This is a genomic window from Caenimonas soli (assembly GCF_013155545.1).
Classification (GTDB): Bacteria; Pseudomonadota; Gammaproteobacteria; order Burkholderiales; family Burkholderiaceae_C; genus Ramlibacter; species Ramlibacter soli.
On sequence record NZ_JABJVV010000029.1, the window covers coordinates 1 to 20,499 of the forward strand.

Consider the following 20,499-nt stretch of genomic DNA (forward strand, 5'->3'; position numbering starts at 1 on the left):
CGCATCGATCATGGCGTGCGAGCGATCGAAGACCCCGGGCTGGTCGAACTGTTGGTCGATCGGCAGATACCGCTGGGCATCTGCCCGACTTCCAATCTGACGTTGGGCGTCTACCCCTCCATTGAGGATCACCCCATCGATCGCCTGCGCCGTGCAGGCGTCGCCGTGTCCATCAACACCGATGATCCGGTCTTGCTGGGGGCCAGCCTGGTAAGCGAGTACGCGTTGTGCAGCAAGGCGTTCGGCTGGTCGGATGACGACCTTCGTGCGCTGGCGCGCACTTCGATCGATGCGAGCTTCGCCAATACCGACGTCAAGGCAAGACTGATCCAGGCGCTTTCGAGTTGGTGAGGCCAAGGGAACGCCATCCCTGTTATCTCAGGCGCTCACTGAAAGCAGCTTCACAATGTTGCTGGCGGCCGCCGAACCGAATCGCTTGATGCGCTCGCGCGTCTCGACCACGGTGGGGTGGTCGCGGTACTGCCCGATCGCGCCCAGCGGATTGAGCCGCGTACTTTTTGCCCAGGCTGCCAGCGCCGGATAAGCGGCACGCGCCTGCTCGCCAGCCAAGCTCGCCAAGAAAGCCGACAGATAGTCCGCGTTCTTGTCCCAGTACGCGATGGGTGGGCACAGGCGGTTCTTGTCTTCATCGCGCTCGATGGTGGCCTCGACCACACCCAGCAGGGCGAACAGGTAGCACGCGAACCCCCAGAAGCAAGGCTGCACGGTCACTCGAGCGCTCTCGAAGATCGGCCGCAGCGGGGGATGCGGCAACCCGCGTGCGGCGCAATGCACGTGAACGGTATTCTCATCGGTGGGCACCGCCCCTTCGTCCAGCACGATGCGATCGCGCTCGATGCGCCGAACCCGGCCCAGACGCACCACGTCCTCGATCTGGCGCAGCAGGCCCAGTTCGACCTCGCTGACGATGGCGCCATGGCACATGGTGGGCGTCACCGCGGTGTCCACCCGCAAGAAGAACCCGTTGGATTCAAGTCGCGCAAACACGTCGTCGACCGACGTGGCATGGGCCATGGCTTGCAGTTGCAGGCCCACGCCGCCGTAGAAGTCTGGCAGGTAGGTGTGCGGCTGGTGGTAGCTGCGGTTCAACCACCACCCTTCCCGCGGCTTGATCCAACGGATGGCTGCCGGCCGCACGCCCTGGGAGATCAACCACACGCAGGCGTCCAGCGCAGTCTTGCCTGCGCCGATGACGACAAATCGCTCTGGCCGGTGGGTCAGGCGCGTAATGTCGCCGGCCGCCACGCAGCGAACACCATCGGCCACCTCGAATGGCGGCGCGCTTGTGGCGGGAATGCTGCCTTCCAGGTAAGTCGCGTCCACGAGCTTGCGCCTCACGCGCACCTCGTGGGTCGCGCCGGTGAGACGCGAGGTAAACCGGTGCCCGCCCGCAGGGCCGGCCACGTAGTCACTGCCGGGGAAGTAGCGCACACGCCCGCTGGGGATGAAATGCTGTTGCATCACCTGCGCGTAATAAGCGCGCAGTTCGTCGGCGTTGGCGAGTTCGTAGAACCCGGCGTTGAGGCCGGACCGGTCGACGGCATCATTCCCCAGGGGCACCGACGCTACGCCGTAGAAGGCGGACGGCTGGTGCAGGCGCACGAAGGGATAGGCGTCGATCCAGTGCCCGCCGGGTGCTTGGCGTCGGTCGACGATGGTGACGGTGGCATCCGAATGCGTGAGCAGTGAGTCGGTGAACGCCATGCCGGCCGCGCCGGCCCCCACCACCAGGTAATCCGTCTCGATCACGTCGCTCATGGTCGCATTGGAACTGTTTTCGAGCCGCCTGGCATGCCGCACTGCACAAGGGCAGCGCGGCGTTACTCAGCAGTGCCGCCGGATCAGTAGCGGTACGCGTTGTTCAGTACGCGGTCGGCGCCAGCCGCGCGTTCTGCGGGAACATCGCCCTTTTCGCCTCGTCGTCCATCTCCTGCTTGAATGAAAAGCGCTCCTTCAGCGCCTCGGCCCGCTGCGCGGCGGGGCGGGCGTTGATCGCTTCGAGGTGGCGCTTGACGTTAGGCATGGCGGCCAGGCCGGCTTCGCCCATCACGCGCGGGATCATCCGGGCCCAGCCCCACACGGCCATGTCGACCAGCGTGTAGGTGTCACCCAGCATCCACTGCTTGCCGGCCAGATGGTCGTTGACGATGCCCCAGTGCCGCTCGGCCTCGAAGGTGTAGCGATTGACGGCGTACGCCTTGGGCTCGGGCGCGAAGAACTTGAAGTGCACCGCCTGCCCGCAATAGGGCCCGATGCCGGTGGCCACGAACATCAGCCACGAATACATCTGCGCCCGCGCGGCCGGCGTGTCGGGCGGCAGGAACTGGCCCGTCTTCTCGGCCAGGTACAGCAGGATGGCGTTGCTGTCGAACACCGTGGCATCGCCATCCACCAGCGCCGGCGTCTTGCCGTTGGGGTTGATGGCGCGGAAGGAAGGCGCGTGCTGCTCGCCCTTGCGGGTGTCCACCGGGATCACCTCGTAGGGAAGGCCGGCCTCTTCGAGGTAGAGGGCTACTTTGAGGGGGTTGGGTGAGGGGTGGTAGTGGAGTTTTATCATTGAAAGATTCTAGGCAGCAGCGCTTCTTCTGTGCGTCGATTGTCCAGTGCTAGGCTGTTGGTCCCTGGAGGCGGCCGCTATATCCGCAAGCGGCCGCATCTCGCGGTGGCGCTTGAAGTTGGAGACGCTCGCATTCGCTTAGGCAGGGGCACCTTTGTGCACTATGCAAAGGGCATCATCCACGAACCCCTTAAGCTCAGACGCTGATATCACCACGGTATCTGCATCCGGATTCGTATCGTGATGAAATTGCCCAGCATATTCGTTGACCTCATTCAGCGCATCAATCAAATTCACAGCGTGTGCGAGAGGACTCGGCGCAACAGAATCACGAATGCGAATAACAACGCCACCGAACATCAAATCCTTAGGCAAGAGCCCTGGAAATCTGCGATGCAAGTAGCCTTCGAGCATCGGCCGTATCGCCTTCGCCACGACGCGGGCGTCACCGCCGGTCCCCATAGAGAAATCATTCAAAAGCCTGTGGTGCCTTGCATAGTCCGACTCACATTCTCGATCAATATCCAAGGCTGCAAAGTCTGTGTAGTTATGAGGCGCTGCGGTGAGCTGAAATACTGAAACGGCAGCGGAGTTATCCTCCTTCTTTAGAGCATCTCGAAGATCACGAAGGAAAAATGGGTCATGAGCAAGCACGATGAGCTGCGCAGCCTTCGAGTGAATCTGCCTAAGAACGGTGCGCGTATGGTGCCTGCGATTCAAATCCAGACTGCACATGGGATCATCGATAACCACTATTCGGCTATTCAGCTTTGGATCCTCTAAACTGCTCGCAATGAAGAACGCGAACGCAAGCGTTCGCTTATCGCCCTCACTTAGTGCCGTGGCAAATGAGGGCGGCCCGCCCTCTAGGGGGATCTCTTTCCCACGCAGCAGCAGGCCGTATTCTGATCGCGGCGCATTTCCTCTGAAGTTTGCACTCATTCCCCTGATACTGAAGGACGCGCCAAACTTCTTCAACAACCCATTAATTGAAACCTGGTATTTACCCAGCGTTGCAGTCATCAGACTATCCAACGTGGCCCGGGCAGCCTTTTTGGCGGTCTCCGCGTTACTGGCCGCCGTTCGCCCTGTCGCCAGTTGCGCCAGCAGATTGACAACATCAGGGGCGTATCTTCGTTTGATCGCGTGAAGCCTTGCGATCTGTTGTTGGAGTTGGATCGCGTTTTCACCAACAAGTTGAGTCTTGTATTCCTGAATTCGTTTGGCGGTCAATGTAATCGAGACGTTCGTCGCCCGGACCGGAGCCAGGAACTGAAGCCACAAATCTGAGGCCTTTGCCCTATCTTTCGCATCGCCAATAGCGTCGAGCGGCGCATTCTCTTTGCGCAAAGCCAAATCCAACAATAAGTCTGCAAGTTCCTTCAAGGAGGTCTCAGCCTTGATCAATTCGAAAGTGATCACCCCGGTTTCAACATGCTCTGCCCATGCCAGTGCTTGGGCTGCAGCCACATCGGTGCTCTTTGAAACGCCATCCGCAAGGCCAGTTAACCCAGTTTTTATCTCCTCCTGCAAGGCAGCCACGGTGGTCTTTAGCGCTGCGTACGCGGCATTAAAGTGAGTCTGGTACGCGCTCACAAGCTCGTTTCTTGAGATGTCCTGATCGCAAAATGGGCAAGAGCGTCCGTTAGTGAACTGGCGACCCTGACTAAGCCACCCTTCGGCCTCTTTTTCACCTAGTTTGAAGATGTGCTCCTTTACGATCCGCTCGGCATCCGCATGTACGTCTTTTAGAGACCGCGCTAATGAATCGAACAACAAATCTAAATCGAATGTTGGTTCAGCAATAGTTGCTGGAATTTGCTTTGCTTGAATTGCAGCAACATTAGTCGCCGCGACTGCACGCTTGGACCAGTCGACAAGCTTTGCATCAATCTCAGTTTCTGCCGGGAGCTGCTCGAACTGCGCCAACATCATTCCTGTATGGTGCCCAGAAAGCTGGCCGACTAAACTGTTCACTTGGTCCGATGCTGCCTTGGCCGCAAGTGCGGCCGAATCAACCGCTGTCCGCGCCGAAACCGCTGCCTCGCCAAGAGCAAATTCGAGCAAATTTTTTCGGTGATCCGTGCTAACCGCCCCACCGGAGTGCACGTTGCGCCCGATGAACTCCGCATCAAACACCAAGAGCTCGGGACGTTTTTCAGACCAAGTGCCCGCGTCAAACGTGACTTTGTGTCCGCTACCGAATTGCAGAACCACTTTGGGCGGCATAGTGCCGTCAATGGTCTTACTCGCCGAGATCAGCGAAGGGTCAGCGGTAGCGACCGACCGCAGGATGGTCGCAAGCGTCGATTTTCCCCGGCCGTTGTCGGCGTAAATCAAGGTGGCCCTTTGGCAGCTATAGGGCTTCCCATTCGCTTGATGGAAGAGCCCAATTCCCTGAATATCCGCAATACGTTCCAGCATGTGCCCTCCCAGGCCTTTTATAGTTCAAGCGCTTTTAACTCCAACCCTTCGATCTCGTGCAGAGACTTGCCTGCTATTCCTTGCAAATCGCCATACATTCCCACCGTCGCCCCCATCACCCGCTCAATTTGCTCTTGCCGCTTTGCCCACTGCTTCATAATCACTTTGCGCTCTCTGTCTAAGTCTTCCTGCATGACCGAGAAGGCCTCGACGATAGCTTCAATACGTTGCTTGAAGCGAGGTCCAGTAAGATACTGATAGACCATTTCAGCCTTGGTTAGCTGACCGACAGATAGCGCGCGTGTCTGCGTGATGTCAACCAGTCCTTGCCGCAGCATCATGGCCACGGGAATCGCCGTGCGCGGCGACGTAATCCACACTCCGTCCATAAGATCAAAAGTTTCGATGCCCTTCGGGAGTGTTTGACTGACCAAGACGCAGACTTCCGCCTTGGCACTGCGCTGGTCCTCACGTAGCTTGACCAGCCAAGCATCGCTCCAATTCCTAGTTCGCTTGGACTCCCACAAAATAGTTCCGCACGCCGTACCACTGGGACTATTGATGCGGTGAAGGGCGTCTCCGCCAAACTCGCCCTTCGGAACCGGCTCTATAAGATCGAAAGGGAATTTGGCGCGAAGAAGCTGTTCCAGCTCGAGTTCCAGCACTTCGCCTTGAAGTTGTTGTGATCCTTGCTCGGCCTTTTGCTTCAATTCCTCTATCTTCTGTTGCATAGAAGCAATAGCCTGGTCCTTCTCGGCCACCTTGAGCCTCATGCCGTCTTCGGCTTCGCGCTTTGCCTGGGTTCGTACGTCCGTAAGGCCTGCCTGCACACGTTTTTCGACAGTCAGGTCTAGTTCGCGCTTCGCATCGTCGAGCTCTCGCTGCTTTTTGATCAATTCCGCCTGCGCCTGTTGCGCCTCTGCCAGCTTCAAGTCCCGCTGTTTCAGCACGTCCTGCATTTCAGCAATCTCGCGCGCCTTACCCTCCAGCTCCGCCGCAGTAGCTTGTCTGGCCTTCCTTGCCTCATCGGCGGCGACCCGAGACCGTTCTACCTTGAGCTGACCTTCTACTTGCTCGGAAACCTGCTCGTCGAGGCGGTGTCTAGCTTCAGTTAGCGCTTTCTCCTTCTCGCGCGTTGCTGTTTCGCGCTGAGCGATATTTGCGTCCTTCTCAGCGAGCAGGTTTTCATACTGCTGGCGTGTGGCCTGTAGCAACGGCGCTGCCAGAGATTCGGTTAATTTGATTGCTGTACCGCAGTTTGTGCAGGTGATCGTCGCTTCGGTCATGATTTTTCCTCCTAGTCCCTTTTTTTGCAGCACCAAGTGGGTCACCCCGTTACGTGGACGCCGCTACAGCGCTGGGATCACTTTGTTGAGTTCAGCAGTGGCAGTCTATGCCGTGCACTGTTGAATCCGCAAGAGGGATCCGCTTATGAAGTCTTCAAGGTAATGGAGATGCGTCGCGAGACCCTTCTCAGCACTCGGACGTTGGCGACACATTCCATTCCGGGTAAATCGCCATCTCTCGAGTACGCCTTGACGTATCCGGATCATCCACTGTCGGCGTTGCCGCGATGGCTTGAATGTAAGAATCCGGAAGATTCGCCGCGCGAGCTCCACGCAGTACGTGCTCCCGATACCAGTCAAAAGGACGAAAAGCAGCGTCGACGCGAGTTGCCAAGTACGTCTCCGCCGCTACCTCCTCGTCGGGTGGACGCTGAACCACGACCGTTTGACGTTCGTATCCGTATCCCGCACCCTCGTAACGATCTAGCAAGGTGAGTTCCTTTCGCAGCACCGAATAGAGCACCCCGTAAACCTCGCCTTGCTTATTGTTAACCTTACTAGCGTCGCACTTTCCGCTCTTATCCTTCCCGATTTTGTGGAACTTGAGCTCATACCCCTTAAGAATTCCGACTCCGACTGTTTCTGCCGAAGGCACTCTCGCACGCAGCCGCTCTTGGGCCATGTTCGAGCCATACGCAAAATACATGATGCGATCTCCCGCATCCGTCATATCGCCTTCCCCAACCTCCCCACCCCCTCCTCAATCTTCCCCACATCCGCCGTAGCAAAGCTAAGCCTTAGCGTGCTCACATCCGGATCCTTCGCATAGAACGGCACGCCGGGCACGAATGCCACGCCCTTCTCGATCGCCCGCTTCGCGAATTCATTGGCGTCCTTGATCTTGCCGCCCGCCCCGGTCAGCCTGGCCCAGAAAAACAATCCGCCTTGCGGCTGCGTGAAGGCGATGGCGTCGCCCAGTTCGCGCTTCAGGCTCTCGCCCATCACCCTCGCCCGCTCGCCATAGACCTTGCGCACGTTGGCCAATGTTGCCGGCATGCGCCCTGCCTTCAGGTACTGGGCGGCGGTGGCCTGGGCGAAGGTGCTGGTGTGGGCGTCGCTGAATTGCTTGCACATGGTGGCCTTGGCCAGCAGCTCGGGCTGGGCGATCAGCCAGCCCACGCGCAGGCCGGGGCTCAAGACCTTGCTCATGGAGCCGCAGTGCGCGATCCATTCGCGGCTACCGGGCACTTCGGGCGTCATCGCCAGGATGCTGGGCGGCGGCGGCTCACCGAAGTACAGATCGCCGTACGGGTCGTCCTCCACCACCAGCGTCTGGTACTTCACGGCCAGCTCCAGCACGCGCTTGCGGCGCTCGCGGGACAGCATGGCGCCGCTGGGGTTGCCGAAGGTGGGGATCAGGTACACGAACTTCGGCTTGTGTTCGGCGATCAGCTGCTCCAGCTTGTCGGTCTGCACGCCGTCGGCGTCGATGGGCGCGGAGATCAGGTCGGCGCCATAGAGGCGGAAGCACTGGATGGTGGCCAGGAAGGTGGGCGCCTCCACGATCACCTTGTCGCCGGGGCTGATCATGGTCTTGCCCAGCAGGTCCAGCGCCTGCTGGCTGCCGGTGGTGACGATCAGGCCTTCGGGGCTGATGTCTTTCACGCCCTTGGTCTGCATGAAGGCGGCCAGCTGCTCGCGCAGGGGGTTGTAGCCTTCGGTGGCGCCGTATTGCAGGGCGCCGCCGGGTTCTTCGGTCAGGGCCTTGTTGCTGGCTTCCTTGAGGCCTTCCACGTCGAACATGGCGCTGTCCGGGAAGCCGCCGGCAAAGCTGATGATGCCGGGCTTGCCCAGCAGCTTGAAGAGCTCGCGGATGGCGGAGGTTTCTACGTTGTTGAGGCGGGTGGCGAATTGGAGGGGCATTTTTGTCTCGTCGGCGAATTTCGTAGCCGTATTGTGGCGGGTTCGAGTGCGAGGCGTGGATGCCGGGTCGCGCCCGGCATGACAACCTTTCAGCCTACCAGCCCGGGCGCCAGATGCCGTATGCGCGAAGCCACGTGGCGGGCCGCGCGAGATAAGGGCCGCTGCGTGGTCAGGGCCAGGGCGATGGTGCGGCGGATCGTGGGCTTGACCACTTTGGCGGCACCGAGCGTCTTGCGCTCCAGTTCTTCCTTTACCGCCATCAGCGGCAGCAAGGTGTACGCATGGCCGCTCAGGGCCACGTCTTTCATGCTGCCCGAGCTATCCACTTCCATCACCACGTCCAGGTGAACGGCGTGGCGGCGCGATAGCTGGTCCAGCGTCGCGCGCAAGCCATTGGGAACCGAAGGCAGCACTAGCGGCACGCCGGCCAGAGCCTTGAAGGGCACGCTGCCTTCGGCCAGTAGCGCGCTGCCGGCCTTGCCAATCAGATAAGTGTCCGCTGTGCCCAGCACCTCCTCGCCGCGCAGGGCCGAAGCGCCGTAGCGGTTGATCACCGCCAAGTCCAGCCGGCCCGAGGCCAACTGCTCGTCCAGGTTGCCGCTGAAGCCCTCCGCCGCATGCAATGTCACGGCCGGGGCGCTGGCCCGCAGGTCGGCAAAAAGCAGCGGCAACAACTGGCGCGCCAGCGAAGGCAGCACGCCGATGTGCACGGTACCGGTGGGCACGCCCGCCGATTCGTGCGCCAGGCTATTCAACCGCCCCACGTGCTCCAGCGCGGCGCGCACCTGGGGCAGCATGCGCCGGCCAAAGTCGGACAGGGCCATTCCCCGGCCGGTGCGCTCGAACAGGCGATCCCCCCACTCGGTCTCCAGCGCGGCGATATGCCTGCTGATCAGGGACTCGGCGGCGTCTGTGGCCGCCGAGGCGCGCGCCAGCGATCCCTGCTCGGCCACCCACACGAACGATTGCAGCTGCTTGAGGTTCACGCCTTCACTTTAATGCAATTCTGAATTGCAGGTCTTGATCTTTCCGCAAGCGCCTGGCCGCCCTAAGCTGGCGGCATTCCACCCGTAGGAGACAAGTCCATGCGTTTTTCCAAGCTCTCGGCCGTGCTGGCCGCCACGCTCACCCTGACCACCGCTGCGTTCGCGCAGGCACCAGCCCCCGCGGCCTTTCCCAAGCAGCCGCTGACCCTGGTGGTGCCCTTCACGGCCGGCGGTCCCACCGATGCCATGGCGCGCGTGCTGGCACTGAAGCTGGGCGAGCGCCTGGGCCAGCAGGTGGTGGTGGACAACAAGGGCGGCGCGGGCGGGAGCATCGCCGCCGAGTACGTCGCCAAGGCCCAGCCCGACGGCTACACGCTGTTTTTCGGCACCACCGGCACGATGGCGATCAACCCCAGCCTGTACAGCAAGCTGCGTTACGACCCCATCAAGGATTTCGCGCCCGTGAGCCTGATGGCCACGACCATGAACGTGCTGGTGGTCAATCCGCAGGTGCCCGCGAACAACCTGGCCGACCTCATCAAGCTGGCCAAAGCCAAGCCGGTCGAACTCACCTTCGGCTCGGCGGGCAACGGCAGTTCCAACCACCTCTCGGGCGAGTTGTTCCGCAGCAGCGCCGGCATCCAGATCAATCACGTGCCGTACAAGGGCTCGTCGCCCGCGCTGGTGGACTTGCTGGGCGGGCGCCTCACCATGATGTTCGACACCGTCGCCCAGCAGACGCAGAACATTGCCACCGGCAAGGTGCGCGCGCTTGCCGTGACTGGCCCCAAGCGCTCACCGCTGCTGCCCCAGGTGCCCACCGCGCAGGAGGCGGGTCTGAAGGACTTCGACGTGACCATCTGGTTCGGCGTGCTGGCACCGGCCGGCACGCCGGCGCCCGTGATCGAGCGGCTCAATCGCGAGATCGTGGCCGTGATGTCCAGCGATGAAATGAAAAAGAAGATGCAGGCCGACGGCGCCGAGGCCAAGCCGACCACGCCGGCCGAATTCTCCGCACTGATCCGCGGCGACCTGGCCAAGTGGACGCCCGTGGTCAAGGCCTCGGGCGCCACGGTGGACTGAAGGGCCCTGACGTGAACCAACTCGATCCGCGCCTGGCCGCCGCCCTGCGACCGCGCCATGTGGCCGTCATCGGCGCCACGGAAGACCGCAACCGCGTGGGCGGCCGCCCCCTGCACTACCTGCGCAGCTTCGGCTTTGCCGGCGCTGTCTACCCCGTCAACCCCAAGCGCGACACGGTGCAGGGCTACAAGGCCTATGCGTCGCTCGAAGCCCTGCCCGAAACGCCTGACGTGGCCGTGGTGGCGGTGGGCGGCGACCATGTGCTGGACGTGGTGCGCCAGTGCGCCGCTCGCGGCGTGCGAAGCGCCGTGGTCATGAGCTCGGGCTTTGGTGAGACCGGGCCCGAGGGCATGCAGCGCCAGCGTGAACTGGTCGCGCAGGCCCGTTCGCTGGGGGTGCGCCTCGTCGGCCCCAACGCCCAGGGCATTGCCAATTTTCAGACCGGGGCAGTGCTGAACTTCAGCACCATGTTCATGGAAGTGGCGCCCAAGGACGGGCCCGTGGCCATCGTCAGCCAGAGTGGCGCGGCCAGCGTCATGCCTTACGCCATGCTGCGCGAGCGCGGCGTCGGCGTGCGCTATGTGGTCGCCTCCGGCAACGACGCCGACGTGTCCGTGTGCGAACTGGCGCTGGCGGCGGCGGCCGACCCAGAGGTGCGGGTACTGCTGCTGTACATCGAATCGCTGGCCGATCCGGCCGTGCTCGCCGAGGCGGCGCGCGTTGCCCATGCGCGCGGCGCGGTGGTGGTGGCCCTGAAGTCCGGCCGCAGCGCGCACGGCGCCAAGGCGGCGGCCTCGCACACGGGCGCGCTGGTCAACGACGACACCGTGGTCGATGCCTTCTTCGAAAGCCACGGCATCTGGCGCGTCGCCGACGTGCACGGGCTGGTCAACGCGGTGGAGCTGTACCTCGCCTGTGGCCTGCGACCCGCAGAGCGGCTGGTGGTGATGAGCCACAGCGGCGCCGTGGGTGTGCTCTGCGCCGACACGGCCGAGCGCCTGGGCCTGCCGCTGGCGGAGCTGCACGGCGCCACCGTGCAGTCGCTCACGCGCGTCATGCCGGGCTTTGCCACCGCGCAGAACCCGGTGGATCTCACGGCCTCGCTGCTGAGCGACGGCAGCATGTTCGCCCGCACCCTGGACGCGTTGGCCGCCGATCCGCAGGGCGACATGTTCATGATCGGCGTGCCCGTAGCCGGTGAAGGCTACGACGTGGCCGGCATGGCGGCCGACACGGCGCGCTTCCTGATCGCCACCGGCAAGCCGGTGGCGGTTTCGGCGCCGCAGGCCTCGGTGCGCGAAGCCTTCCGCGCGGCAGGTGTGCCGGTGTTCGCGCATGAAACCGATGCGTTGGCCGCGCTGCACCAGGTCAGCCGCCATGCGCTGCTGCGAGATCGGGTGTCGCGCCGCGACAGCCTTCCGCCGGCCGAGCCGGTGACGTTTCCCGCCGGCAGCGGCCCCCTGCTCAGTGAAGCGGCCAGCCTGGAGCTGCTCGGCCGCGCCGGTTTGCCGGTAGCGCCGTACCGTCTTTGCGGCAGCGTGCGCGAAGCGATGGATGCGTGGCAAGACCTGGGGCCGGACACGGTGGTCAAGGCCTGCTCGGGCGCCATTGCCCACAAGTCGGAGCACGGGCTGGTCTTTGTCGGCCGGCGCACTGCCGACGAGGTGGCGCAGGCTTATGAGGAATGCGTTGCGCGGGTGCGGGCGATGAAGCAGCCGCTGGAAGGCGTGCTGGTGGCTCGCCGCGTGCGCGGCCAGCATGAATTTGCGCTGGGCGTGCGGCAAGACCCGCTGTTCGGAACCGTGGTCATGGTCAGCGACGGCGGCAAGTATGTGGAGGCGCTGCGTGATTTCGCGGTCCTGCTCTACCCTTTCTCCGAAGAGGACGTGCTGAACAAACTGGCCAGCCTGCGCATTGCGCCGGTGCTGGCCGGGGTGCGGGGCGAGCCGCCCGTGGATCTTCAGGCCGTGGCCCGTGCCGCCGTGGCGCTGGGCCGCTTTGCGGCTGCCAATATTTTGTCGATTGCTTCGATCGACGTGAATCCGCTCATTGCCGGCGCCCGAGGCGAAGCCAGCTGGGCCGTGGACGCCGTCATCGAACGCGCTGGAGCAAATCATGACCAATGAACGTGAAGCCGTGACGGTGGAGATGGCCGATCGCGTTGCGATCGTGCGCTTGAACCGGCCCGCCGTGATGAATGCCGTGAACGATGAAGTGCGACAGGGCTTGACTCGCGCACTGCGCCGGCTCGACGCGGGCGACGATGCCGCGGCGATCGTGCTGACCGGCGCGGGTGAACGCGCTTTCTGTGCCGGGCAGGACCTGGAGGAATCCGCCGCTGTGGACACCGTCACGCTGGCCGGATGGCTGAACCGCCAGCATGCGATGTACCAGGCGGTACGCGACGTGACCAAGCCGTTGATCGCGGCGATCAACGGCACGGCCGCGGGCGCCGGCTTCCAGATGGCGCTGATGTGCGACCTGCGGGTGGCGCACCCGGGCGTGAAGATGGGCCAACCCGAAGTGCGCGCCGGCCTGGCGAGCATCGTGGGTTCTTACCTGATGTCGCTGCAGATCGGGCATTCGCTCAACCAGCAGTTCTCGCTGACGGGTGAACTGGTGGACGGCACCCGCGCCCACGCGCTGGGCCTGGTCAATGACCTGGTACCCCAGCCGGAGGTGCTGGCCCGCGCAGTCCAGCGCGCACGCGAGCTCGCGGCGCTGCCGGGCGTGGCGCTACGCCTGACCAAGCAGCGCTTTCGCGAGCGCACGCAGGCAGGCTTCGAGGAGGCCTGCAACGCGGGCATCCGCTATCAACTGGAGTGCTATGCCACCGGCGAACCCACCCGCGTGATGCAGGCCTTCCTGGCTGCACGCGGCAAGACCCGCAAGGAATGAATCGATGACTACGCTATCTACCGACCTCTACATCAATGGCGCATGGCGCCCCGCGACCGGCACGGCGGACCTGCCGGTGACCGACAGCTACACCGAGGAAGTTTTTGCGCGCTATCGCAGCGCTTCACGTGCCGATGTCGATGCCGCGGTGCAGGCCGCCGGCGAGGCCTTGCCCGGCTGGTCGGCCACGCCGATGAGCGAGCGCGTGGCGGCGGTGCGCCGCGTGGCAGCGGCGCTGCGGGAGCGAACCGAGGCGATTGGCCGGGTGATCTCGCGCGAGGTGGGGATGCCCGCCAAGCTGTCCGCACGGATCCAGGCCGGCGCACCGGTTGCGGCATGGGAAATGTACGCCGACCTGGCCGCCGCGCTGGAGACGGAGACGCGTGTGGGCCACTCCCTGGTTCAGCAGGTGCCCGTGGGCGTTGTCGCTTGCATCACACCCTGGAACTATCCGCTGCATCAGATCACCGGCAAGGCCGCACCGGCCTTGCTGGCCGGTTGCACCGTTGTGCTGAAGCCCTCGGAGCTGGCGCCTTCCAGTGCTTATCTGCTGGCCGAGGCCGTTTCGCAAGCCGGCCTGCCGCCGGGCGTATTCAACCTGGTCCATGGGTCGGGCAGCGAGATCGGCGAAGCGCTGGTGTCCCACCTCGGCGTGGACATGATCTCTTTCACCGGCTCGACGCAAGCCGGCAAGCGAATCGGCACGATGGCCGCGCTGGGCGTAAAACGAGTGGCGCTGGAACTGGGCGGCAAGTCGGCAGCATTGGTGCTGCCGGGCGCCGACCTCGCGGCCGCCGTCAAAGCCACCCTGGGAAGCTGCTTCCTCAATTCCGGCCAGACCTGTTCGGCCACCACCCGCCTGTTGGTGCCGCGCGAGAACTACGAACAGGCGGCGCATCTCGCGGGTGAGTTGATGTCGTCCTGGCGCATGGGTGATCCCGCCGACGCCGCCACGCGTCTTGGCCCGCTGGTCTCGCGCGCGCAGCGGCAGAAGGTGCGCGGCATGATCGATGCGGCGTTGGCCTCGGGCGCACGGCGGCTCGGCGCGGACGTGGCGTTGCCGGCTCAGGGCTTCTTCGTCGCCCCCACGGTGCTGCGCGACGTCACGCCCGAGATGGCCATCGCGCAGGAAGAGGTCTTCGGGCCGGTGCTGGTGCTGATGGCCTATGACGGCGTTGCCGATGGAATCGCCATTGCCAACGGCACCGACTACGGCCTGGCGGCCACCGTCTGGGGCCCGACGGCCGAAGCGCTCGCGATAGCGCGCCGGCTTCGCGCCGGGCAGGTCGACGTCAATGGCGCCCCTTTCAACCCCGCCGCTCCCTTCGGCGGCTTCAAGCGTTCGGGCCTGGGCCGCGAGAACGGGCGCTTTGGCCTGGAGGAATTCCTCGAACCCGTTTCCATCCAGCTGCCCATCAACTACTTCGAAGCATCATGAACTACCAGCAGATTCTCTACACCCTCGACGGCGCAACCGCCGTCATCACCCTCAATCGGCCCGAGCGCATGAACGCGCTGACCAAGGTTCTGGAAGCGGAGTTGCGCGACGCCATCGAACAGGCCGGCCGCGACAAGGAGGTCCGCGCCATCGTGCTTACCGGTGCCGGCCGGGCTTTCTGCGCCGGGATGGACATGGACGAGCTCGAAGTGCTCCCGCCGGACGACATCCAGGCGGCGCAGTGGATGCGGCCCTACGACATGAACCGGCGCGCGGACTATCAGACCCGGTACTCCTATTTCCCCGCAGCGCCCAAGCCCATCATCTGTGCCATTAACGGTGCGGCCGCCGGGCTGGGCCTGGTGATGGCGCTGTACAGCGACTTTCGCATCGCCTCGGAGCAAGCCGTGTTCGCCACGGCCTTCGCCAAGCGCGGCCTGATCGCCGAGCATGGCATCGCCTGGATGCTGCCGCGAGTCGTCGGCCATGCGAATGCCACCGACCTGCTGCTGACTTCGCGCAAGGTCCTGGCGGGCGAGGCGCTGGCGATGGGGCTGGTGCACAAAGTGGTGAGCGCCGACGAACTGGTGCCACAGGCGATGGCGTTGGCCGCCACACTCACTGCCGATGTGTCGCCGCGCTCGGTGCGGGTGATGAAACGCCAGTTGTGGGAAGCGCCATTCCAGTCGCTGGGCGAAGCGGTGACACTGGCCAACGCCGAAATGTTCACCAGCTTGCAAAGCGAAGACTTCAAGGAAGGCGTGGCTCATTTCCAGGAACGGCGGCCTGCACGCTTCACGGGCCGCTGAAGGAGGGTGTTGTCATGCCGGACCTGATCCGGCATCCACAGCGGCCCTGGCGGCGGCACAATGGGCCCAGGAGACTTCGCTATGAAAGCTCACCCTGTCCAGTTGGCCCGCCCCGGCATCCGGCGGCGGCCCGTGCTTTCCGCCATTGCCTTGGGCTTGGCTGCGCCCCGGTGGCAGGCGGCCCGTGCCGCCGATGCCTGGCCCGCCAAGACCGTGCGCATCATCGTGCCGTTTGCGCCGGGCGGCGGGGCCGACAGCTCGGCGCGGGTGCTGGCTGAAGTGCTGGCGCCGCAGCTCGGGCAACCCGTCATTGTCGAGAACAAGCCAGGTGCCGGCAGCGCCATCGGCGTCACGGCGGCGGCCCAGAGCAAGGACGGCCACACGCTGCTGATGGGAAGCAACAGCATGGTGATCAACCCCTCGCTCAATCCCGCGATCGGTTACGACGTGGCGCGCGATTTCGACGCCGTGGGCATGGTGTCCGCGCAGCCCCTGGTGCTGGTGGTGCCTGCGGCCTCCAAGATCCAGTCCGTCGCCGACGTGGTGGCGCAGGCCAAGGCCAACCCCGGGCAGCTGACGGCGGGCAACAGCGGCAACGGCACGCTCGCGCACCTGGCCTCGGAATTGTTCGGGGCGCAAACCGGCATCGCGCTCACGCCCGTGCCCTACAAGGGCGAAAGCGCCTTGATGCCCGACCTGCTGGGCGGCCTGGTGTCGCTGGGTTTCTTGAACCTGCCCAGCGTGATCGCGCACATCAAGTCCGGGCGGCTGCGCGCACTGGCCGTGTCGTCGCCCCAGCCAGTGGCCGACCTGCCGGGTGTGCCGACATTTCGTTCGCTCAACTACCCCTCGCTCGAGGTACAAGGCTGGGCCGCGCTGGTGGCGCCCAAGGGGACGATACCGGCTGAGGGCCTGGCGCGGTTGGAAACCCTGCTGGCTGCGGCCCTCGCCTCCGACACGGTGAAGCAGCGTTTCACGACGCTGGCCGTGGCGCCGGTGGTCATGAACCGCACGGCGACGGACCAGTTCCTCAAAGCCGAGGCCGCACGCTACGGCGGCATCATCAAGGCCCGCGGCATCAAGGCCGATTGAGCCATGTCCAACGGCGCAATCCTCAACGCCGATGTGCTGGTGTGCGGCGGCGGCCTGGCCGGCACCATGGCGGCCGTGGCCGCCGCGCGGCATGGCGCGAACGTGCTGCTGGTCGAGCGTTACGGCTTCTTGGGCGGCAACGCCACGGCCGGCGCGGTAGCGCAGTTCAACAGCTGGCAGACCGCCAACGGGCGCCCTGTGATCGCCGGGCTCGCGAGCGAAGTCGTTGAGCGGCTGGGCCGCTACGGCGCCGCGGGCGAGCACCAGACTTTCGTCATGTCCACCGGCCACAAGATGGACCGGGTCGAATACGCGCCCGAGATCCTCAAGCTGGTGCTGGACGACATGATCACCGAGGCCGGCGTGCGCCCGCTGCTGCACGCCAACTTGCTGCGGGTATCGAGTGCCAACCGCCGGATCGAGGCCGTGGAGGTGCTGACCAAGAGCGGCGTGATGACCATCAACCCGCGCGTGCTGATCGACAGTTCCGGCGACCTGGATGCGCTGCACCGCGCCGGCGCCCGCTTTCTCGAACTCGAGGAGAACGAGTCATTGCAGCCCGCCACGATGATGTTTCGCTTCGGCCCCATAGACTTCGACCGCTTCCACGCGCTCGCGCCCGCCGAACTGGCCGCACTGGCTCGCAAGGGGTTCGAGAGCGGAGAGCTGGCCCGCGCCGCGCTGCACGCGTCGCGCGACCCGTTCTCCGACGATGGCTGGTTCAACATCAGCCGGCTCGCCATCGACGCCACGGATGCGATGGCGCTGGGCCGGGCCGAGATCGAAGGCCGGCGCCAGGCTTGGCGGGCGGCCGGCTACCTGAAGGCCCACGTGCCGGGATGCGAGCGGGGGCAGCTGCGCTCCTTTGCCACCCAGGTCGGCGTGCGCGAGACCCGTCGCATCGAAGGCGACCATGTGCTGAGCGCGGAAGACCTCTTGCAGCCGGTGCAGTTAGACGATGCGATCGCGGCAGGCGCGTACCCGATCGATATCCATCCCGCCGCTGGTGGCGGCCTGGATTACCGAGGGTTGGGCGAGGATCACGCCTACCAGATCCCCTATCACAGCCTCATCCCCGTGAGTTTCAACAACGCGCTGGTGGCGGGCCGCGGGATCTCGGCGACGCACACGGCGCTGGCGGCGATCAGGGTGATGACGATCTCCATGGCCGTGGGTCAGGCGGCCGGTACGGCTGCGGCAATGGCGGCCCGGGCGGTCGCTTCGGCGGCCAGCGTGCGCGGCGTGCCGGTGGGTGAGCTGCGGGCGACGCTTCTGCGGGACGGTGCGGTGTTGCGCTGAAAGCGCCATGATCAGCCCCAAGCGCGTCCTTCACCTCTTCGTCAAGGCCGGCAAGGCCTGGGCCGACGATTACGCCCCGAGCATGGGGGCCGCCATCTCCTACTACACGGTGTTTTCGGTGGCGCCGCTGCTGGTGATCGTGATTGCCATGGCGGGCGCGATGTTCGGGCGCGAGGCGGTGCAGGGGCTGATCGTGGCCGAGTTGAGCGGCTTGATCGGGAAGGACGGCGCGCGGCTGGTTCAGAACCTGGTCGTCAGCGCCAGCGACACCAGCAAGGGCCTGGTGGCCGGGCTGATCAGCCTGTTCGTGCTGATCGTCGGTGCCACCACGGTGTTCGCCGAGTTGCAAAGCGCGCTGGATCGCATCTGGCACGTGCCCGAGTCGCAGAAGCCAAAGGGCGTCTGGGCCATCCTGCAGGCGCGGCTGCTGTCTTTCGGCCTGATCCTCGGCCTGGTGTTCCTGTTGATGGTGTCCCTCGCCGTGAGCGCGGGCACGGCCGCGCTGGGCTCCTGGGCCGGCGGGCAACTGCCGGGCTGGGAGGCTACGGTGCAGGTGATCAACATGGTGGTGACGTTGACCATCAGCACCCTGCTGTTCGCGATGATCTACAAGCTGATGCCCACCGCGCGCATCGCGTGGGTTCGCCGCCGCGGGCTCGCTGGTGGTGCTGCTGGCGTGGGTGTACTACGCGGCGCAGGTCTTCCTGTTGGGGGCGGAGTTCACCAAGGTCTACGCCGATGAACATGGCTCGCTCGTGGCGGCCAAAGCGATGACGGGGACGGCGGTAACGGCCGTGGCCGGCATTCCGCCCGAGGTGAAGGCGGCCAGGCCGGCAGGCACGCACCGGGAGCGGATGAAGAAAAAGCGTGGATCCCGAAAATCGTAGCCGGATGAGCCGCGTGCTGAATTGGAATCCGACCCGATTTCCCTCCCTCGGCTGACATGGTTTGGGGCAACGCCGGGCTACAAAAAGGGAAATCGGGAGAACCAAATGCTCACCCCCAAACACCTCTTCAAGCTCTTCGTCAAGGCCGGCAAGGCCTGGTCCGATGACCTCGCTCCCAGCATGGGGGCGGCCATCTCGTACTACACCGTGTTTTCGATGGCGCCGCTGCTGGTGATCGTGATCGCCATGGCCGGCGCCGTGTTCGGCCGCGAGGCCGTGCAGGGGCAGATCGCGGCCCAGATGTCGGGCCTGATCGGGCCGCAGGGCGCCGACTTGGTCCAGGGCATCGTGGCTGCCGCCAGTGACAGCGACAAGGGTCTGGTGGCCGGGCTGATCAGCCTGGGCGTGTTGATCATCGGCGCCACCACGGTGTTTGCCGAGCTGCAAAGCGCGCTCGATCGCATCTGGCATGTGCCGGAGGCGGAGAAGCCGCAGGGCATCGTGGCCATCCTGCGGGCCCGGCTGCTGTCTTTCGGGCTGATCCTGGGCCTGGTGTTCCTGTTGATGGTGTCGCTGGCCGTGAGTACCGCGACTGCGGCATTGGGTACCTGGATGGGCGGGCAATTCCCGGCATGGGAAGCGACGATGTACGTGCTGAACATCGCGATCTCGATGGGCTTCACCACCCTGCTCTTTGCCATGATCTTCAAGCTGATGCCCACCACGCCCATCGCCTGGCGCGACGTCTGGGTGGGCGCATTCGTGACGGCCGCTCTCTTCGAGGTAGGCAAACTTCTGATCAGCCTGTACCTGGGCAAGAGCACCATCACCGAATCGTTCGCGGCGGCGGGCTCGCTGGTGGTGCTGCTGGCGTGGGTGTACTACGCGGCGCAGATCTTCCTGCTGGGGGCCGAGTTCACCAAGGTGTATGCCGACGAGCAAGGCTCGCTGTCGGCCGCCAAGGCGATGACGGGCACGGCCGTCACGGCGGTGGCGGGCATTCCGCCCGAGGTGCCGGCTGCCAGGAGCGGAAGTTAAACTGTGCCACTTCAAGTCAACTTGAAGTGAAGGGGCAAGAGCATGGACATAGCCGAAGTGGCGCAGCGATCGGGCGTTCCGGCATCGGCGCTGCGTTTCTACGAGGAAAAGGGCTTGATCGCGTCTACCGGCAGGCAGGGGCTGCGACGCGTGTTCGATGCTGGCGTGCTGGAACGGCTGGCGCTGATCGCGGTGGGCCGCTCCGCCGGCTTCTCGCTCGATGAAATTGCGCTGATGTTCGCGCCGGAAGGCCAGCCGCGCATCGACCGGAAGATGCTCTTGGCCAAGGCGGAGGAGCTGGACGGGACGATCCGCAAACTGACCGCCATGCGCGATGGCCTGCGGCACGCCGCCGCCTGCCGCGCGCCAAGCCACATGGAATGCCCCACCTTCCGCCGCATCCTGCGGGCCGCAGAGGCGGGCGCTATTGGCGCGCGAAGCAAGAAGAAGTTGTCAAGCCGGGCTTGACCCACTACTGTCCGGAGATATTTTCAAATAGTGAAAACTGCTGAGAAGCCTCGATTTCGTCGTCGAGATCGACGGCTTTGAGCAGGAGCACATCGATCGGTACCCGATCAAAAAGTGACAGGCTCAGTACCTGCAGGATGGTGTGTAGCGTGGCGGTGAGTTGGAGCCGCTTCTTCACGATCGCCACCAGCACATAGGTAGCGATTGCGATCCAGATTTGCGTCTTCACGGCGTTGGCGCTGTTGCCCACAAATGCCTTGATGCGCAGGTTCTGTTTGATCCACTTGAAG

Annotated in this window: 18 protein-coding genes and 1 pseudogene; 11 read left to right on the plus strand and 8 right to left on the minus strand. The window is 64.3% G+C overall.

The features are described 5' to 3' along the window. Positions 1–351 (plus strand): adenosine deaminase family protein (locus tag HNE04_RS27215; RefSeq protein ID WP_407926625.1); only part of this gene is annotated, 351 nt, incomplete at its 5' end. Positions 352–378: 27 nt separating this feature from the next. Here the strand turns inward: HNE04_RS27215 and HNE04_RS27220 are convergent. From HNE04_RS27220 to HNE04_RS27250, 7 genes are all read right to left on the minus strand, one after another. Next, positions 379–1,779, minus strand: coding sequence for an NAD(P)-binding protein (locus HNE04_RS27220; RefSeq protein WP_172226862.1), 1,401 nt, complete (start codon positions 1,777–1,779; stop codon positions 379–381). Positions 1,780–1,882: 103 nt separating this feature from the next. Beyond that, positions 1,883–2,578: a glutathione S-transferase family protein gene (locus HNE04_RS27225; protein WP_172226865.1), complete on the minus strand. Its 696-nt coding sequence runs from the start codon at positions 2,576–2,578 to the stop codon at positions 1,883–1,885. Positions 2,579–2,716: 138 nt separating this feature from the next. Further along, positions 2,717–5,002: an AAA family ATPase gene (locus tag HNE04_RS27230; RefSeq protein WP_172226868.1), complete on the minus strand. Its 2,286-nt coding sequence runs from the start codon at positions 5,000–5,002 to the stop codon at positions 2,717–2,719. A gap of 17 nt (positions 5,003–5,019) precedes the next feature. Continuing rightward, entirely contained in the window at positions 5,020–6,288 is a 1,269-nt protein-coding gene (locus HNE04_RS27235) for a DUF2130 domain-containing protein (protein ID WP_172226871.1), read from the minus strand. Positions 6,289–6,475: 187 nt separating this feature from the next. Continuing rightward, positions 6,476–6,994 (minus strand): gamma-glutamylcyclotransferase family protein, encoded by a 519-nt coding sequence (locus HNE04_RS27240; protein ID WP_172226874.1) that lies wholly within the window; start codon positions 6,992–6,994, stop codon positions 6,476–6,478. Positions 6,995–7,014: 20 nt separating this feature from the next. Then, a complete protein-coding gene (locus HNE04_RS27245; protein WP_172226877.1) occupies positions 7,015–8,211 on the minus strand; it encodes an aminotransferase-like domain-containing protein in 1,197 nt (398 codons plus the stop codon). 89 nt (positions 8,212–8,300) lie between these two features. Beyond that, positions 8,301–9,197: a LysR substrate-binding domain-containing protein gene (locus HNE04_RS27250; protein WP_172226880.1), complete on the minus strand. Its 897-nt coding sequence runs from the start codon at positions 9,195–9,197 to the stop codon at positions 8,301–8,303. Between the two features lie 99 nt (positions 9,198–9,296). Here HNE04_RS27250 and HNE04_RS27255 point away from each other — a divergent pair, with 99 nt between their 5' ends. The 10 genes from HNE04_RS27255 to HNE04_RS27300 all read left to right on the plus strand — a co-directional run bounded on the left by HNE04_RS27255 (position 9,297) and on the right by HNE04_RS27300 (position 20,209). After that, a complete protein-coding gene (locus HNE04_RS27255) occupies positions 9,297–10,280 on the plus strand; it encodes a Bug family tripartite tricarboxylate transporter substrate binding protein (protein WP_172226883.1) in 984 nt (327 codons plus the stop codon). A gap of 11 nt (positions 10,281–10,291) precedes the next feature. Beyond that, positions 10,292–12,406, plus strand: a complete 2,115-nt coding sequence (locus tag HNE04_RS27260; RefSeq protein WP_172226886.1) for an acetate--CoA ligase family protein — start codon at positions 10,292–10,294, stop codon at positions 12,404–12,406. Then, entirely contained in the window at positions 12,396–13,178 is a 783-nt protein-coding gene (locus HNE04_RS27265; protein WP_172226889.1) for an enoyl-CoA hydratase/isomerase family protein, read from the plus strand. The genes HNE04_RS27260 and HNE04_RS27265 overlap by 11 nt, the downstream gene beginning before the upstream one ends. Before the next feature lie 4 nt (positions 13,179–13,182). Beyond that, a complete protein-coding gene (locus HNE04_RS27270) occupies positions 13,183–14,616 on the plus strand; it encodes an aldehyde dehydrogenase family protein (protein WP_172226892.1) in 1,434 nt (477 codons plus the stop codon). Continuing rightward, entirely contained in the window at positions 14,613–15,425 is an 813-nt protein-coding gene (locus HNE04_RS27275) for an enoyl-CoA hydratase (protein WP_172226895.1), read from the plus strand. The genes HNE04_RS27270 and HNE04_RS27275 overlap by 4 nt, the downstream gene beginning before the upstream one ends. Positions 15,426–15,506: 81 nt before the next feature. Beyond that, positions 15,507–16,517 carry a Bug family tripartite tricarboxylate transporter substrate binding protein gene (locus tag HNE04_RS27280; RefSeq protein ID WP_172226898.1) on the plus strand — a complete coding sequence of 337 codons (1,011 nt, stop codon included), beginning with the start codon at positions 15,507–15,509 and terminating at the stop codon, positions 16,515–16,517. A 3-nt stretch (positions 16,518–16,520) separates the two neighbouring features. Continuing rightward, a complete protein-coding gene (locus HNE04_RS27285) occupies positions 16,521–17,816 on the plus strand; it encodes an FAD-dependent oxidoreductase (RefSeq protein WP_172226901.1) in 1,296 nt (431 codons plus the stop codon). A 7-nt stretch (positions 17,817–17,823) separates the two neighbouring features. Beyond that, entirely contained in the window at positions 17,824–18,558 is a 735-nt protein-coding gene (locus tag HNE04_RS27290) for a YihY/virulence factor BrkB family protein (protein ID WP_235965470.1), read from the plus strand. A 250-nt stretch (positions 18,559–18,808) separates the two neighbouring features. Then, positions 18,809–19,741 carry a YihY/virulence factor BrkB family protein gene (locus HNE04_RS27295; RefSeq protein WP_172226904.1) on the plus strand — a complete coding sequence of 311 codons (933 nt, stop codon included), beginning with the start codon at positions 18,809–18,811 and terminating at the stop codon, positions 19,739–19,741. 42 nt (positions 19,742–19,783) lie between these two features. Then, positions 19,784–20,209 (plus strand): helix-turn-helix domain-containing protein, encoded by a 426-nt coding sequence (locus tag HNE04_RS27300; RefSeq protein WP_172226907.1) that lies wholly within the window; start codon positions 19,784–19,786, stop codon positions 20,207–20,209. Between the two features lie 4 nt (positions 20,210–20,213). Here the strand turns inward: HNE04_RS27300 and HNE04_RS27305 are convergent. After that, a pseudogene (locus HNE04_RS27305) lies at positions 20,214–20,499 on the minus strand (IS4 family transposase); the annotation flags it as partial.

Coding starts and splice junctions, on each gene's coding strand:
- HNE04_RS27220 (WP_172226862.1), bottom strand. CDS start 1,779: ATGAGCGACGTGATCGAGACGGATTACCTGGTGGTGGGGGCCGGCGCG.
- HNE04_RS27225 (WP_172226865.1), bottom strand. CDS start 2,578: ATGATAAAACTCCACTACCACCCCTCACCCAACCCCCTCAAAGTAGCC.
- HNE04_RS27230 (WP_172226868.1), bottom strand. CDS start 5,002: ATGCTGGAACGTATTGCGGATATTCAGGGAATTGGGCTCTTCCATCAA.
- HNE04_RS27235 (WP_172226871.1), bottom strand. CDS start 6,288: ATGACCGAAGCGACGATCACCTGCACAAACTGCGGTACAGCAATCAAA.
- HNE04_RS27240 (WP_172226874.1), bottom strand. CDS start 6,994: ATGTATTTTGCGTATGGCTCGAACATGGCCCAAGAGCGGCTGCGTGCG.
- HNE04_RS27245 (WP_172226877.1), bottom strand. CDS start 8,211: ATGCCCCTCCAATTCGCCACCCGCCTCAACAACGTAGAAACCTCCGCC.
- HNE04_RS27255 (WP_172226883.1), top strand. CDS start 9,297: ATGCGTTTTTCCAAGCTCTCGGCCGTGCTGGCCGCCACGCTCACCCTG.
- HNE04_RS27265 (WP_172226889.1), top strand. CDS start 12,396: ATGACCAATGAACGTGAAGCCGTGACGGTGGAGATGGCCGATCGCGTT.
- HNE04_RS27270 (WP_172226892.1), top strand. CDS start 13,183: ATGACTACGCTATCTACCGACCTCTACATCAATGGCGCATGGCGCCCC.
- HNE04_RS27275 (WP_172226895.1), top strand. CDS start 14,613: ATGAACTACCAGCAGATTCTCTACACCCTCGACGGCGCAACCGCCGTC.
- HNE04_RS27280 (WP_172226898.1), top strand. CDS start 15,507: ATGAAAGCTCACCCTGTCCAGTTGGCCCGCCCCGGCATCCGGCGGCGG.
- HNE04_RS27285 (WP_172226901.1), top strand. CDS start 16,521: ATGTCCAACGGCGCAATCCTCAACGCCGATGTGCTGGTGTGCGGCGGC.
- HNE04_RS27290 (WP_235965470.1), top strand. CDS start 17,824: ATGATCAGCCCCAAGCGCGTCCTTCACCTCTTCGTCAAGGCCGGCAAG.
- HNE04_RS27295 (WP_172226904.1), top strand. CDS start 18,809: ATGCTCACCCCCAAACACCTCTTCAAGCTCTTCGTCAAGGCCGGCAAG.
- HNE04_RS27300 (WP_172226907.1), top strand. CDS start 19,784: ATGGACATAGCCGAAGTGGCGCAGCGATCGGGCGTTCCGGCATCGGCG.